General features: G+C 64.7%; 12 protein-coding genes. 9 read left to right on the top strand and 3 right to left on the bottom strand.

The features are described 5' to 3' along the window. Positions 1–20 precede the first annotated feature (20 nt). From L0B83_RS10390 to proC, 7 genes are all read left to right on the top strand, one after another. Positions 21–662, top strand: coding sequence for a winged helix-turn-helix domain-containing protein (locus L0B83_RS10390; protein ID WP_234758335.1), 642 nt, complete (start codon positions 21–23; stop codon positions 660–662). A gap of 141 nt (positions 663–803) precedes the next feature. After that, positions 804–3530, top strand: a complete 2727-nt coding sequence (topA, locus tag L0B83_RS10385; RefSeq protein WP_234758334.1) for a type I DNA topoisomerase — start codon at positions 804–806, stop codon at positions 3528–3530. A 212-nt stretch (positions 3531–3742) separates the two neighbouring features. Then, positions 3743–4630 (top strand): hypothetical protein, encoded by an 888-nt coding sequence (locus L0B83_RS10380; protein WP_234758333.1) that lies wholly within the window; start codon positions 3743–3745, stop codon positions 4628–4630. Positions 4631–4750: 120 nt separating this feature from the next. Next, complete coding sequence (locus tag L0B83_RS10375) at positions 4751–5227, top strand: SseB family protein (RefSeq protein WP_234758332.1); 477 nt, start codon at positions 4751–4753, stop codon at positions 5225–5227. Positions 5228–5298: 71 nt separating this feature from the next. Then, complete coding sequence (locus L0B83_RS10370) at positions 5299–6363, top strand: Ppx/GppA phosphatase family protein (RefSeq protein ID WP_234758331.1); 1065 nt, start codon at positions 5299–5301, stop codon at positions 6361–6363. 1 nt (position 6364) lies between these two features. Further along, complete coding sequence (locus L0B83_RS10365; RefSeq protein ID WP_234758330.1) at positions 6365–7201, top strand: sugar phosphate isomerase/epimerase family protein; 837 nt, start codon at positions 6365–6367, stop codon at positions 7199–7201. A gap of 319 nt (positions 7202–7520) precedes the next feature. After that, positions 7521–8351 carry a pyrroline-5-carboxylate reductase gene (gene proC, locus L0B83_RS10360; protein WP_234758329.1) on the top strand — a complete coding sequence of 277 codons (831 nt, stop codon included), beginning with the start codon at positions 7521–7523 and terminating at the stop codon, positions 8349–8351. 27 nt (positions 8352–8378) lie between these two features. Here proC and L0B83_RS10355 read toward each other — a convergent pair whose 3' ends face one another. Beyond that, entirely contained in the window at positions 8379–9065 is a 687-nt protein-coding gene (locus L0B83_RS10355) for a potassium channel family protein (RefSeq protein ID WP_234758328.1), read from the bottom strand. Beyond that, complete coding sequence (locus tag L0B83_RS10350) at positions 9058–10491, bottom strand: TrkH family potassium uptake protein (protein WP_234758327.1); 1434 nt, start codon at positions 10489–10491, stop codon at positions 9058–9060. The genes L0B83_RS10355 and L0B83_RS10350 overlap by 8 nt, the downstream gene beginning before the upstream one ends. A gap of 111 nt (positions 10492–10602) precedes the next feature. On the opposite strand from L0B83_RS10350, the gene L0B83_RS10345 reads away from it, so the two are divergent. Further along, a complete protein-coding gene (locus L0B83_RS10345; protein WP_234758326.1) occupies positions 10603–11814 on the top strand; it encodes an acetoin utilization protein AcuC in 1212 nt (403 codons plus the stop codon). Positions 11815–11910: 96 nt separating this feature from the next. Further along, on the top strand, positions 11911–12498 hold the full coding sequence (locus L0B83_RS10340; RefSeq protein WP_234758325.1) for an ArsR/SmtB family transcription factor: 588 nt from the start codon (positions 11911–11913) through the stop codon (positions 12496–12498). Positions 12499–12526: 28 nt separating this feature from the next. Here the strand turns inward: L0B83_RS10340 and L0B83_RS10335 are convergent, their stop codons facing one another. Further along, positions 12527–13858 carry an alpha-hydroxy acid oxidase gene (locus tag L0B83_RS10335; RefSeq protein ID WP_308193978.1) on the bottom strand — a complete coding sequence of 444 codons (1332 nt, stop codon included), beginning with the start codon at positions 13856–13858 and terminating at the stop codon, positions 12527–12529. Between the last annotated feature and the right edge of the window lie 15 nt (positions 13859–13873).

Below are 13873 nucleotides of genomic sequence, written 5' to 3'. Positions count from 1 at the left end.
CCGGCGGCTAAACTGTTCCGGTGAATGAAGACAATGGGGTATCGGCCGGCCCGGCATCCCCGAAACGCCGGAAACGGCCCGGCAAGACGGTGGAGATCACCGACCCCAAAGCGATCCGCGCGCTTGCGCACGCCGCCCGGCTTGAGGTCATCACGGAACTGTATTCCACGCAACTGAGCCGCACGGCCACGGAGCTCGCTGCACAGACCGGACTCACGCCGAGCGCCATGAGCTACCACTTGAGGGCCCTCCAGAAATGGGGGATCGTGACTGCCGCGGACAACGCGGGTGACGCACGCGAACGCCGTTGGAAGGCGGCAGGTTCGGACTTCACCATCAAATCCGGCGGCAACGCACCGAGCCCGGAGATCGCCGTCGTCGAACTCGAACTGGACGCTTTCCGACGCCGGGCCACCGCTTTCACCCGTGCCCGCGGTGAGCGGCGCCAGCGCGGAGAGGCCGCCAACGAGGCAGCCGCCATGGTGCTGTCCAGCGACCTGCTGTACTTGACCCCGGACCAGCGCGCGGAGCTCAAGGCGAAATTCCAGGAGCTCATCCGGTCATATGAGCTCGAAGATCCCACCCGGATTCCCGAAGGAGCGGTGCGAATAGCTACGATGTGGTCGATGATTCCGGACGACCGGACGCCGTCCGCAGGCTGATCCCCACCACCCCCCTAACCTCGCAAGCTCGGCCAGGGAACCCTGGCGTCGTGGGCCCACCAAACGCACGATTCTGCAAAATATGGTGAACTAGGCCAATATGGGCACGAGCCCAAGCAATTCATTTTCTGTAGGAGAACCGTGCCCAGCAAGGCAAAAACCGGCAAGAAACTCGTGATCGTGGAGTCTCCGGCCAAGAGCAAGACCATCGCCAAGTACCTGGGCGAGGGCTTCATTGTCGAGGCCTCGATCGGCCACATCCGCGACCTGCCGCAGCCCTCGGACCTCCCTGCAGAACTAAAGAAGACCTCGGTTGGCAAGTTCGCCGTCGACATCGAACACGACTTCAAACCGTATTACGTGGTGTCTCCGGACAAGAAGAAAAAGGTCGCCGAACTCAAGGCCCAGCTGAAAGACGCCGACGCGCTCTATCTCGCAACCGATGGGGACCGCGAGGGCGAGGCCATCGCGTGGCACCTTTTGGAGGTCCTGAAGCCCAAGGTTCCCGTCTACCGGATGACCTTCGGTGAAATCACCAAGGAAGCCATCCACCGCGCTATGGACAACCTGCGCGACGTCGACAGCGCGCTCGTGGACGCCCAGGAAACGCGCCGCATCCTTGACCGCCTGTACGGTTACGAAATCTCCCCGGTCCTGTGGCGCAAGGTTGCCCGCGGCCTGTCGGCAGGCCGTGTTCAGTCGGTTGTCACCCGCATGGTGGTGGACCGTGAACGCGAACGGATGGCGTTCAAGGCCGCGTCGTATTGGGACCTGACCGGCCAGTTCGGTACGGGCTCCGCGACCTTCAAAGCGAAGCTTGCCGCCGTTGACGGGGCGAAGGTGGCCAGCGGCCGTGACTTCAACGACGACGGCGTCCTCATCTCTGCGAACGCGGTGCACCTCAACGAGGAACTGGCGACGTCGTTGGCAGCCGGGCTGGAGAACTCGGACTTCCGCGTCCGCTCGGTGGACACCAAGCCGTACACGCGCCGCCCGGCGGCGCCGTTCACGACGTCGACCCTCCAGCAGGAGGCTGGCCGAAAGCTGCGCTTCTCCTCCAAGAGCACCATGCAGATCGCCCAGCGCCTGTATGAGAACGGCTACATCACCTATATGCGTACGGACTCGTCCGCGTTGAGCGACGAGGCAGTCTCGGCGGCCCGCCGCCAGGCCGCCGAGCTGTACGGTCCCGAGTACGTGCCGCAGTCTCCCCGCGTCTACGCCAACAAGGCGGCGAACGCACAGGAAGCCCACGAAGCCATCCGCCCCGCGGGTGACTCTTTCCGTACCCCGGCCCAGGTGGCCAACCAGCTGAGCGGTGACGCGTTCCGGCTCTACGAACTCATCTGGAAGCGCACCATCGCCTCCCAAATGGGCGACGCGAAGGGCTCCACCGCCACCATCCGGCTCGGAGCCGTGGCTGCCGATGGCCGGGACGCCGAGTTCTCGGCCTCCGGTACGGTCATCACCTTCCCTGGCTTCCTCGCTGCTTACGAAGAAGGCAAGGACGAGAGCCGCGGCGATGACGACTCCGACGAAGCCCGGCGTCTGCCCAACGTGGCCAAGGACGATTCGCTGACCGCTTCGGACATCGTTGCTGTTGGCCACGAGACCTCGCCGCCGCCGCGGTACACGGAAGCATCGCTGACAGCGGAGCTGGAAAAGCGCGGCATCGGCCGCCCGTCCACCTACGCGTCCACGATCTCCACCATTCAGGACCGCGGCTACGTCCGGAAGCAAGGGTCCGCGCTGGTTCCCAGTTGGATCGCCTTCTCCGTGATCCGCCTGTTGGAGCAGCACTTCACCGACTACGTGGACTACGAATTCACGGCGGACATGGAAGGCGACCTGGACAAGATCGCGAACGGCCAGGAAGCCGGCGCCGCTTGGCTCAAGCACTTCTACTACGGTGAAGACGCCGATCCCGGGCTGCTGAGCATCGTCAACAACCTGGGCGAAATCGATGCACGCGAGATCAACTCGGTGCCTATTGCCGAGGGCATCACGCTGCGCGTCGGAAAGTTCGGCCCGTACCTGGAAAGCTCGCTCCCCACTGTCGACCCCAAGACCGGCGAAGTGGTGGAGTCCGCGCGTGCCAATGTGCCCGAGGACCTCGCACCGGACGAGCTCACCGCCGCCAAGGCCGTGGAGCTCATGGAAACGGCTGCACCCGAGGAACGCGTCCTGGGCAAGGATCCGCACACCGGCCACACCGTGGTTGCCAAGAACGGCCGCTACGGGGCCTATGTCACTGAGATCATCCCGGAGATGACGGAAGAGCAACTGGCCAACCAGCCGGTGGAGTACTACAAGAACGGCAAGCCCAAGCCGCCGAAGAAGCCCGTCAAGGCAAAGCCCCGCACAGGCTCGCTCTTCAAGTCGATGTCCGTTGACACGATCACCCTGGATGAGGCCTTGCAACTCATGAGCCTGCCACGTGTCCTGGGCGAGGACGCCGAAGGCAACCCCATCACCGTGCAGAACGGCCGCTTCGGGCCTTACCTGAAGAAGGGCACGGACTCGCGGTCCATCGGATCCGAGGAAGAGATTTTCACCATCACGCTGGAACAGGCGTTGGAGATCTACTCCCAGCCGAAGCAGCGTGGTGCGCGTGCCGCGGTGCCGCCCCTGGCCGAGTTCGGTCCGGACCCTGTCTCGGAGAAGAACATCGTGGTGAAGGAAGGCCGTTTCGGCCCGTACATCACCGACGGCGTCACCAACATCACCGTTCCGCGCGCCACGTCCCTGGAGGAGCTGACCCGGGAACAGGCCATCGAACTGCTTGCCGAGAAGCGTGCAAAGGGACCGGTCAAGCGCACCACCACGGCCCGCAAGGCACCGGCGAAGAAGGCCACGGCGAAGAAGTAGGGGGGCGCCCGAAATCGTGGGTGTGGGCCCGGGGCTGCGTTCCAGTACGCAGCCCCCGGCCCACACCCACGTAGTGGGTTTCCACATAGCTCGATTGGCTGGTTCCGCGGACTCCGCTGCTCCCAGATGCTGGTGCAGTGAACAGCTACGGAAATGTTGGCCCGCTTGTCCCGGTTGACCCTATTGCGGGGATTTGGCTTCCGCCCGGGAACATGTGGCGGACAGAGGAGCTCCTTGCCGAAGGACTGAGCAAGCGCCGGATCAATGAATACCTCAGCTCCGGCTCACTGGTGAAGGTCCGCACGGGTGTCCTTGTCCGCGGCGCTGTCTGGAAGGGACTCTCGGACGCCGGCCGGGAGCGCGCCCAGTTGGCGGCGTATTGCCATCAGACCCTCCGTGTTACCGCGGACGGGCTGACGTTCAGCCACACTTCCGCCGCCCGTCTGCACCGTTTGTATTTGTGGAGGGCTGATCAGTTGATCCACGTCATCATTCCGTACCGCGCGGCTCGCGCGTCCCACGCCACTGACGTCAGGGCCCATTCGGGCCTCCTCCTGCCCGGGCAGCGGATCGAGATTGACGGGCTTCCAGTGACAACACTCGACCGCGCCGTGCTCGACTGCGCGCGAATATTGAACTATCGGCAGGCCCTGATTCTCCTGGATCACGGCTTGAGGCGCGGATGCAATCGTGAGTGGTTGGAGTCAGCCTGCGCCGATCTGGTCGGTGCCAGGGGAGTCGTTGCTTTTCGAAAAGCCCTGACCTTCGCAAACCCATTGTCAGAATCCCCGGGGGAGACCTTGACCCGGGACGCCATCGCCAAACTCGGCTTTTCGGATCCCGTGCTCCAGTTGCGGGCCCAAACACCGCGTGGCGCCTACAGGTTCGACTTCGCGTGGCCACACCTGCGGGCTGCGCTCGAATTCGATGGCAAGGCAAAATACTTCGACTACAAGCCAACTGCGGAAGTGATCTTCGAAGAACGGCAACGGGAGAAGCTGCTGACTGAGCAGGGCTGGCGGATTCTCCGCATCGGTTGGAAAGACCTCTTCGACGAACGCGGCCTGAAAGTACGTCTGCTCAGGCTTCTCCGGGGCTGAGATCGTGGGTGCGGGCCGGGAGCGGCGTTCCGGGACGCAGCCTCGGGCCCGCACCCACGAACTCGACGGAGCAGCGGCGGCGAATTGCGTCCGGCAGGGGAACCGTGATCGAGTGGAACCATGACAGATCAGCCGGAAGCCCCGGAATCCCTGCCCTTGAACGATCTTGAGTCCAAGCTCGCAAAGGCCGGGCAACCCGACGCGAACCCGGTGGACGTCATCCTGGCCTTCCTGAACAACGAGGTGTACATCCTGAGCGCGGACTCGTTGGATCAGCCTGACGCCGCCGTGGAGCCGCTGGTGCTCGCCAATTCGGAGGGTCAGCCCGTCCTCGCGGTATTCAGCCACCCGAGCCGGGTGGAATCGCGCTTCCTTGAGGCCGCGCCCAACGTTCTGGGCACCCACGGCTCCGCGATTCTGGACAGCATCGGCGACGAACTGGGACTGGTCATCAACCCGGGCAGCGAGCACGGCTTCGAGATGGGTCCCGAGGGCATTGCGAACGTCCGCCGTGATTTCAAGCGCACGGACGAAACGGACGAAGCGAGCGCCTCGGCCGCGGATGCGGAGTCACCCACCTCCGGACCCCAGGACTAATTGATCGGTCACCGGGATGAATCGGCGGTCGTACTTGCTCCACACGCTTCGAATCGGGGAATAATGGCAGAATGCGTCTTGGCGTCCTAGACATCGGTTCCAACACCGTCCATTTGCTCTTGGTGGACGCGCATCCAGGCGCACGCCCGGTGGCGTTTGCCTCCCACAAGCGACCTCTCTCGCTGGTTCAGTTCCTAGACGCCGAGGGCAACATCAACGACGCCGGGCAGCACGAGCTGATCGAATTCGTCCTCGAAGCGTGGGAGTTCGCAGCCCGCCACAAGGCCGAGGACCTCCTGGCTTTTTGTACCTCGGCCATCCGTGAAGCCACCAACGGCGCCGAGGTCCTTGCGCGCGTGAAGCACGAGACCACGGTGACCTTGCAGGAACTGACAGGCAGTGAAGAAGCGTCCATGACGTTCTTCGCGGTCCGGCGCTGGTACGGCTGGGGCGCGGGTCCGATCCTGGACCTGGACATCGGAGGCGGCTCGTTCGAAATGGCGTTTGGCCAGGACGAACTGCCTGAACTCGCGGTGTCAGTCCCGCTCGGTGCCAGCCGTCTGACGAGGGATTGGCTCCACGACGACCCGCCCACGGCCAAAAGCGTCAAAGCGTTGCGCAAGTACATTCGCCAGACACTCAAACCGGTTGTGCGCGAGTTCAAGCAATTGGGCCGGGCCAACCTTGTGGCCGGAACCTCCAAGACCTTCCGTTCGCTTGCACGCATAGCGGGCGCGGCCCCCAGCGGCGCCGGTCCGTACGTCAAACGCGAACTTCATGCCACGGACCTGGGCCTTTGGGCGCAGCGTATCTCGGCCATGACCGTCGAGGACCGGCTGTACCTCCCGGGCGTCTCGGATGCCCGGGCTGCGCAGATCCTTGCGGGTGCGCTGGTCGCCGAGGCCGCGTTGGAAATGTTCGAATTTCCCAGCATGGAGATCTGTCCTTGGGCCCTGCGCGAGGGATTGATCCTGCGCCGGCTCGACCAGCTGGTCTTCGACGGCCCGCTGGCCCCGGCTCCACATGTCGGGCTCGGAGACGCGGCACCGGTACCGCGCCTGGGCGCCAACACCGCAACGGCCGCGACAGCCGCAGTACCCATACCCATCCCCAGCGCCGGGAGGCAGGCCAACTAACATGAGCACCGACGTCGAGCACTCCGAAGAAGACACGCCAAGGATCCCGGTGGCGCTGTCCAGCGCTTCTGTCTATCCGCTCAGCGTCCATGACGCCTTCGCCGTGGCCCAGGACCTGGGGTACGACGGCGTCGAGGTGATGGTGACCAACAACGCCACGAGCCAGAACCCGGATGCCCTCATCCAGCTGAGCCATCGCTATGACCAGCAGATCGTTTCGATCCATGCGCCCACGCTGCTGTTGACCCAGCAGGTGTGGGGTCCGGCGTGGAACAAGATCGAGATGTCCTGCCAGATGGCGCGCGAGGTGGGCTGCAACACCGTGGTGGTCCATCCGCCCTTCCGGTGGCAGTCGAACTATGCGGAGAACTTCTCTGCCGGTGTGCGCGAGATCGCCGCGATGTACCAAGTGCATATCGCCGTAGAGAACATGTACCCGTGGCGCGTGCGCGGCCGTGAGGCGCTTGCCTACCTTCCGCACTGGGATCCGTTGGGTCAGGATTACGACGACGTCACGTGGGACTTCTCGCACGCCGCCACCGCGGGGGCCAACAGCCTTGAAGCGATCCGGGCGCTCGGGAGCAAGCTGCGCCATGTCCACCTCACGGATGGTTCGGGCTCGGGCAAGGACGAACACTTGATTCCTGGTTACGGAACCCAACAGTGCGCCGAGTCGCTGCAGTATCTCGCGTCCACCGGATTCGAAGGCACAGTGGTTGCCGAGATTTCCACGCGCAAAGCCAAAGTTACCGGGGAACGCGAGGAGTGGCTGGCCGAAACGCTGCGCTTCGCCCGTCAGCACTTAGGGGCGCCGCTTGTGGGAGCCTTCGAGATTTAGCCTCGCCACTCAAGACGACGACGGCGGGCGCGTGCCCGCCCTCGAACCGCCGCCTTGAAGTCGAACGGCCGCCTTAAAAGCGAAAGCACCGGTGGCAAACGGGAAAATGGGGGAAAACCCGTTCAGCCACCGGTGCTTTGTGGGCGGACATCCCCATGCCCGCCTCATCACTCGCACCCTCAATGAGGTAATTACCAAGTTACGGAGCGATATTGGGCGCAGCCTGCAATAACCTTGGGAACTAGCTGGGAATCCTGGGCGGCCTCTTGAAAGCCCGGCTCGATCTGCGGTGGCGCAGCGGAACTGGCATCATGGAGCCATGAGCAACCGAATCGCATTCCTTGGCTGTGGGTCCATGAACGAGGCCATTCTGGGAGGCCTGCTGGCTGCCGGAACGGATCCGTCGGACGTCGTCGCTACCGTACGTCGCGCTGAACGCGCCGCCGAACTGGCTGAGCGCCACCACGTCATGACCATCGCCGGAGCCGAGGAACCAGACAACAACAAGTTGGCGACGAAGGGCGCCTCGGTTGTCATCCTCGGTGTCAAACCTGTGGGTATTGCGGACCTCGCCCGGGAAATCTCAGGGTCGCTGGCCAAGGACACCATTGTGATCAGCGTTGCCGCCGCCGTGTCGATCGCCCAGCTGGAAGCAGCCCTGCCGGCAGGGCAGCCGGTCATCCGGACGATGCCCAACACGCCCGCCAAGCTCGGGCGCGGGGTGGTCTCCGTTTCGCCCGGAACCAATTGCACCCCTGTGCAGCTCCAGCAGGCCAAGGACATCCTCGCGGCCGCGGGCACGGTTGTGGAAATCCCAGAGGAACAGGTTGATGCCCTGTCCGCCATCAGCGGCTCAGGCCCCGCGTACGCGTTCTACCTGGCCGAGGCGATGGCTGCCGCCGGCGTCGAACTCGGCCTGGATCCCGAGCTCTCCCTCAAGATTGCCCGCGAGACCGTTGCAGGTGCGGGGTTCATGCTCGCCGAACCGGGCGCCGACCCCACCGCCCTGCGCATCGCGGTGACCAGCCCCAACGGCACCACGGAACGCGCCATTGCGGCATTCAACGACCGCGGCCTGCCTTCGATCATCGCCGACGGTGCACGCGCCGCGGCTGCCCGGGCAGCGGAAATCACCCAACAGCTCGGCTAGCAACCCACGGCGCTGCGGTCCGGCAAGTTACGGCCGCGCGGCGAAGCGCTCAAGCAGGTCCACGTGCCCGGAGACGATCAGCATGTCGCGGCCGGATACCTTAGTGTCCGGGCGGGCATAGGTGAAGTCCTCGCCCGGGGACTTCACGCCAACAATGGTCACGCCGTACTTGGAGCGGACCTTGGACTCATCGAGCGTGAAGCCCACGGTTTCCTTGGGCGGGTACATTTTCACGATGGCGAAGTCGTCGTCGAACTCAATGAAGTCCAGCATGCGGCCGGAGACCAGGTGTGCTGCACGGACGCCGGCGTCGGCCTCCGGGTAGATGACATGGTTGGCGCCGATGCGGGTGAGGATCTTGCCGTGCGAGGCCGTGATCGCTTTCACCCAGAGGTGCTCAATGCCCAGATCCACGAGGTTCACCGTGATGAGCACCGAGGACTCGATGGACGTTCCCACGCCTACCACGGCAGAGCTGAAGTCCTGTGCGCCGAGTTGGCGGAGGGCATCGATGTTGGTGGCGTCGGCCTCGACGACGTGGGTGAGCACGGGGGCCCAGGTCTGGACAAGCGTGCGGTCCCGCTCAATGGCCAGGACTTCGCGTCCCTGCTTGACGAGCTGCTCCGCAGTGGCTGCACCGAACCGGCCCAAGCCGATCACCAGGACGGGCGCGTTGTGCGCCGGCCGGTTGGGGGCGCCTGTTGAATTAGCCAATGATCGGCCTCTCTTCCGGGTAGTGGAATAGCTGCCTGCGCTGGCGGAGGGCCAGGGCTGAGGCAAGGGTTATAGTGCCGATGCGGCCGGCGAACATGAGGGCTGCGAGCACGTAGACCCCCGACGGCGGCAGTTCCGCGCTAAGGTTCGTGCTGAGGCCAACGGTTGCGAAAGCCGAAATGGTTTCGAAGAGCACCCGGTCCAGGCTGGCGCCGCTGATGGCCAAGAGCAGGAATGCCGATACGCATACCAAGGTGGCGCCCGCGACGATCACCGAGATGGCCACTCGCATGGTGCCTTCGGGAATCGTGCGGCCGTAGACCTTGACGTCGTCGTCGCCCCGGGCCTCGGCGATGATGGCGAGGAACATGACCGCGATGGTGGTCACCTTGATGCCGCCCGCCGTCGACGCCGAACCGCCGCCGGCGAACATGAGCGCGTCGGACAGGAGCCTCGTGGTGGAATCCATGTGCGCCTGGTCCACGAGGTTGAAGCCGCCGGACCGTGTCATGACCGAGGCGAAAATGGAATGCGTGATCTTGTCGCCGACGCTCATGTTGGCGATGGTGTTGGTGTTGTCCCACTCCATCAAGGCCCACAGGGCTGCGCCGGCAACGAGGAGGATCAGGGAAACCTGGATGGTGAGCTTGGTGTGGAGGCTCCACTTTTTCCAATTCAGGCCGTGCCGTCGGAGCACCAGCATCACCGGGAAGCCGAGGCTGCCGAGGAACACTCCAACCATGAGCGGTACAAGAATCCACAGGTCGGTCTCGTACGGCACGATTCCGTCGGAGTGGGGCGTGAAACCGGCATTGTTGAAGGAAGACACCGAGTAGAAGACTCCATGCCAGACGGCTTGCCAGAAGTCCTCTCCGAGTGTCACGAAGCGGGGAATCAAGGCGATGGCCAGTACGGCCTCGATCGTCACGGACGTGGAGATGACGATCCGCAACAAGGTGCCCACTTCGCCCAAGCGTCCGGCGTTGTTCATGGCCTCCTGGGCAATGAGCTTGCCCCTCACGCCCAGCCGTTTGCTGACCATGAGCGCCAGGAGGGATGCGAGTGTCAGGGTTCCCAATCCACCCACGAAAATAGCCAAGATGATGACGAGCTGGCCGAAGAATGTCCAGTGCGTCGCCGTCGACACAACCGTCAGACCGGTCACGCACACGCTGGATACCGCGGTGAACAGGGCCTGGTGGATGGGAGTGACCGCACCGTCGGCCGATGCCGCCGGCAGGGAAAGCAAACCGGTGAAGAAGAGAATCGCGACGACGTATGCGGTGAGCGCCAACCGCGCCGGTGAGGAGTTGGCGATGTTGTCGATGAAGTCACGGATGCCTGTGAAAATCCACAGGCTTTTCCGCTCCGGCTGGACGGTTTGCCAGCTGGCCGGGTCCAAGGACCTCGACTGGCTCTGAGTCATGGCAGTGCTGTTCGCTTCTGGTTGATTGATTCTGCTTTCCTGAGTAGTAAACCACTAATCGCCTGTTGTAACGGGGCAGCTGCGTCCTGCCGCTCGGGTAGCCTGTCATTGATGACTTCCTGGGCAGGCCTCCGTCCATCCCCGCTGCCAACGACGGTGGCGTGGGATCCCGCCATGACCGCATACGATTTCGGTCCATCGCATCCGATGGCCCCCGCGCGGCTTGAACTGACGGCCAGGCTCGCCTCGTCACTCGGACTTTTCGACCTGGAGCACGTTTCCGTCCAAGCGCCGGAGGTCGCGTCCGACGTCGAGCTCCGGGCAGTGCACAGCGCCGAGTACATCGCCGCGGTGCGGCGGGTCAGCGAAGACCCGACGACGCCGGACCCCGAACGCGGGCTCGGCACCGACGACGATCCCGCTTTCGCCGGGATGCACGAAGCAAGCGCCCGGCTTGCCGGCGGCTCGCTCCTCGCGGCCGAGGCAATCCTGTCCGGGACCGCGGTCCGCGCCGTCAACTTCGGCGGCGGCCTGCACCATGCCTCCCGCGAGCGCGCAAGCGGTTTTTGTATCTACAACGACGCCGCACTCGCTGTGCAGAGGCTGCTCGACGGCGGTGTCCGGCGGGTCGCGTACATCGACGTCGATGCCCACCACGGCGACGGCACGCAGAGCATCTTCTGGAACGATCCCAGGGTCCTCACGATCTCCCTGCACGAAAGCGGCCTCTCGCTGTTCCCGGGGACCGGCTTCGCCAACGAGACCGGCGGCCAGGACGCGCTCGGAACGGCCGTCAATGTGGCCTTGCCTGCATGGACGGGCGACGCCGGGTGGCTGCGGGCCTTCCACGCAGTCGTACCGCAGCTCGTTCAGGCCTTTGAACCGGAAGTCATCGTAAGCCAGCATGGTTGCGACTCCCACAAACTCGATCCCCTGACGCACCTGAACCTCAGCGTGGACGGCCAACGCGAGGCGGCCACCGCCGTCGCGCGCCTCGCCGCGAGGTTTTGCGAGAATCGATGGATCGCCACCGGGGGAGGGGGCTACGACATTACGGGAGTGGTACCGCGCACGTGGAGCCATTTGATCGGCATCGTGGCCCAACATCCCATCCAGCTGACGGCTCCGGTCCCGGAAACTTTCCGCAGCCATGTCAGGGAAAAATACGGGGACGCGGTCCCGGAACTCATGGGCGACGGCGTGGACACCTGGTGGCGTTCGTGGGAGGTCGGTTACGACCCCGCCGACGCCGTTGACCGCACGATCATCGCCACCCGCAAGGAAATCTTCCCGGTTTACGGCCTGGATCCCTGGTTCGACTGACAGCTTGGTCGGCCCCCCAGGGCAAGGCCTGGTCAACGCCGCGCCCCTGCGAAATAGTTGATGCCTTTTGACGTATATGTCGCTAGGGTGGGAGGCATGGTGACTGACGACGTATTTGCCGTCATTGCTGAGGCGACCCGGCGTGACATTCTGGTTTCCCTCCGCTCTGGGGACAAGGCAGTGGGGGAACTGGTGGAGGAGCTCGAAGCGAGCCAGCCCACCATCTCAAAGCATTTGAAGGTGCTCCGCGAGGCGGATCTCGTCAGCATGCGCGCACAGGGGCAGAAACGCTACTACGCGTTGAACACGAAGCCGCTCGCCGGGGTTGCCAGCTGGCTGGAGACCTTCGACGTCGGACCCGCCAAGCCCGCGGACCAGGCGGCCGCCCCGGCCCGCAACCCCCGCTCCGGTTCCGCCGGCCAGCAGGGTGCAGGCGCCGCGAAGGAGGAGCAGCTCACGCAGCCAGACGGAGAGCCGCAGCTCGCTTCCCAGGCGGGCACCGACGTCGAGCGCTCGCCTGAGACCGTCCCCGCGTCCGGAACCGTTGCCCCGGCAGCGGGAACTGACGACACCAGGCCGCAGCAGATCGGCCGCACCGTAGGCCGGGCAGCCACCAAGGCTGCCGACCTCTTGGCGAACCTGCCCAACCTGCCCAACCTGCCGAAGTTCGGACGGAAGAAGTAGCACCCACCTTGCTGAAGGGCGCTGAAGGTTACGCTCCCAGCAGCCGCACGTGGTCCGGGTTGAGCTCGGAGACCTTGGTGACTCCGAGCAGCGCCATGGTGCGGGCCATGTCCTTCTCCAGGATCTCGATGGTGCGGTCCACGCCTGCCCGGCCGCCGGCCATGAGCCCGTACAGGTAGGCGCGGCCGATCAGGGCGAAGTCCGCACCGAGGGCAAGGGCAGCCACGATGTCCGCGCCGCTCATGATGCCGGTGTCCAGGATGACGGCGGCGCCGCTGTTGTCAGTTTTGAGCGCCGCGGAGATCTCGGGAACGAGGTGCAGCGGAATCGGTGCCCGGTCCAGTTGGCGGCCGCCGTGGTTGGAGACCACCACGCCGTCAGCGCCGTGGTCCACCACCTTACGGGCATCTTCCACCGTCTGGATGCCCTTGACCACGAGCTTGCCCTTCCAGGTTTCCCGCAGCCAGTCCAGGTCGTCGAAGGTCAGGGTGGGATCGAACATGGAGTTGATGAGTTCGGCCACGGTGCCCGTGTAGCGGGAGAGCGAGGCGAACGTCAACGGCTCGTGCGTGAGGAAGTTGAACCACCAGGCGGGCCGGTACGAGGCATCCAGGACGGTCTTCAGCGTGAGTGCCGGCGGGATTGTCATGCCGTTGCGGACATCCCGCAGCCGGGCGCCCGCGACGGCGGTATCCACAGTGACCATGAGGGTGTCGTTTCCGGCCTTGGCGGCGCGCTCGATCAGTTCCAGGGAACGGTCCCGGTCGGTCCAGAGGTACAGCTGGAACCAGTTGCGGCCGTTCGGAGCCGCCGCAGCCACGTCCTCGATGGACGCTGTGCCCATTGTGGAGAGGGTGTAGGGGATTCCGGCGGCTTCGGCCGCCTGGGAGCCCGCGTACTCACCCTCCGACTGCATCATGCGGGTGAACCCCGTGGGTGCGATCCCGAAGGGAAGCCGGGATTCCTTGCCCAGGATCCCGGTCCTGAGGTCGATGCTGGAAACGTCGCGCAGGATCCCCGGCCGGAACTCGATGTCCTGGAAAGCCTGACGGGCCCGGCGAAGCGTGATCTCGGCCTCAGCTGCACCGTCCGTGTAGTCGAAGGGTGCCCGGGGAGTGCGGCGCTTTGCCATGTCCCGAAGCTCCCAAATGGTGGATGCGCGCCGCAGCTTCGCCGCGTTGCTGAAGTCGGGCTTCTTGAACTTCATGAGCGGCGCCAGGTCCGCGTATTTGGGTATCCGGCGCTTCAATGCAGGTGGATGTCCGACGGCGGCGGGTGTGTTGGCGGCGGGTGCGTTGGCGGTTGGCGCGGCGGCGGTGCCGGCCGGGGGAGGAGTGGCGGGCTGGACGGTCTGCGTCATGGTGGTGCCTCCGGT

Source organism: Arthrobacter alkaliphilus, from assembly GCF_021483235.1.
GTDB lineage: Bacteria > Actinomycetota > Actinomycetes > Actinomycetales > Micrococcaceae > Arthrobacter > Arthrobacter alkaliphilus.
The sequence above is the reverse complement of the archived record's forward strand: the minus strand, read 5'-3'. Positions and strand labels throughout refer to the sequence as shown.

Excerpts from the sequence above, each read along its gene's own strand:
- L0B83_RS10365 (WP_234758330.1), top strand. The coding sequence starts at position 6,365 with ATGAGCACCGACGTCGAGCACTCCGAAGAAGACACGCCAAGGATCCCG.
- L0B83_RS10340 (WP_234758325.1), top strand. The coding sequence starts at position 11,911 with ATGGTGACTGACGACGTATTTGCCGTCATTGCTGAGGCGACCCGGCGT.
- L0B83_RS10380 (WP_234758333.1), top strand. The coding sequence starts at position 3,743 with ATGTGGCGGACAGAGGAGCTCCTTGCCGAAGGACTGAGCAAGCGCCGG.
- L0B83_RS10370 (WP_234758331.1), top strand. The coding sequence starts at position 5,299 with ATGCGTCTTGGCGTCCTAGACATCGGTTCCAACACCGTCCATTTGCTC.
- L0B83_RS10345 (WP_234758326.1), top strand. The coding sequence starts at position 10,603 with ATGACTTCCTGGGCAGGCCTCCGTCCATCCCCGCTGCCAACGACGGTG.
- proC (WP_234758329.1), top strand. The coding sequence starts at position 7,521 with ATGAGCAACCGAATCGCATTCCTTGGCTGTGGGTCCATGAACGAGGCC.
- L0B83_RS10335 (WP_308193978.1), bottom strand. The coding sequence starts at position 13,858 with ATGACGCAGACCGTCCAGCCCGCCACTCCTCCCCCGGCCGGCACCGCC.
- L0B83_RS10350 (WP_234758327.1), bottom strand. The coding sequence starts at position 10,491 with ATGACTCAGAGCCAGTCGAGGTCCTTGGACCCGGCCAGCTGGCAAACC.
- L0B83_RS10375 (WP_234758332.1), top strand. The coding sequence starts at position 4,751 with ATGACAGATCAGCCGGAAGCCCCGGAATCCCTGCCCTTGAACGATCTT.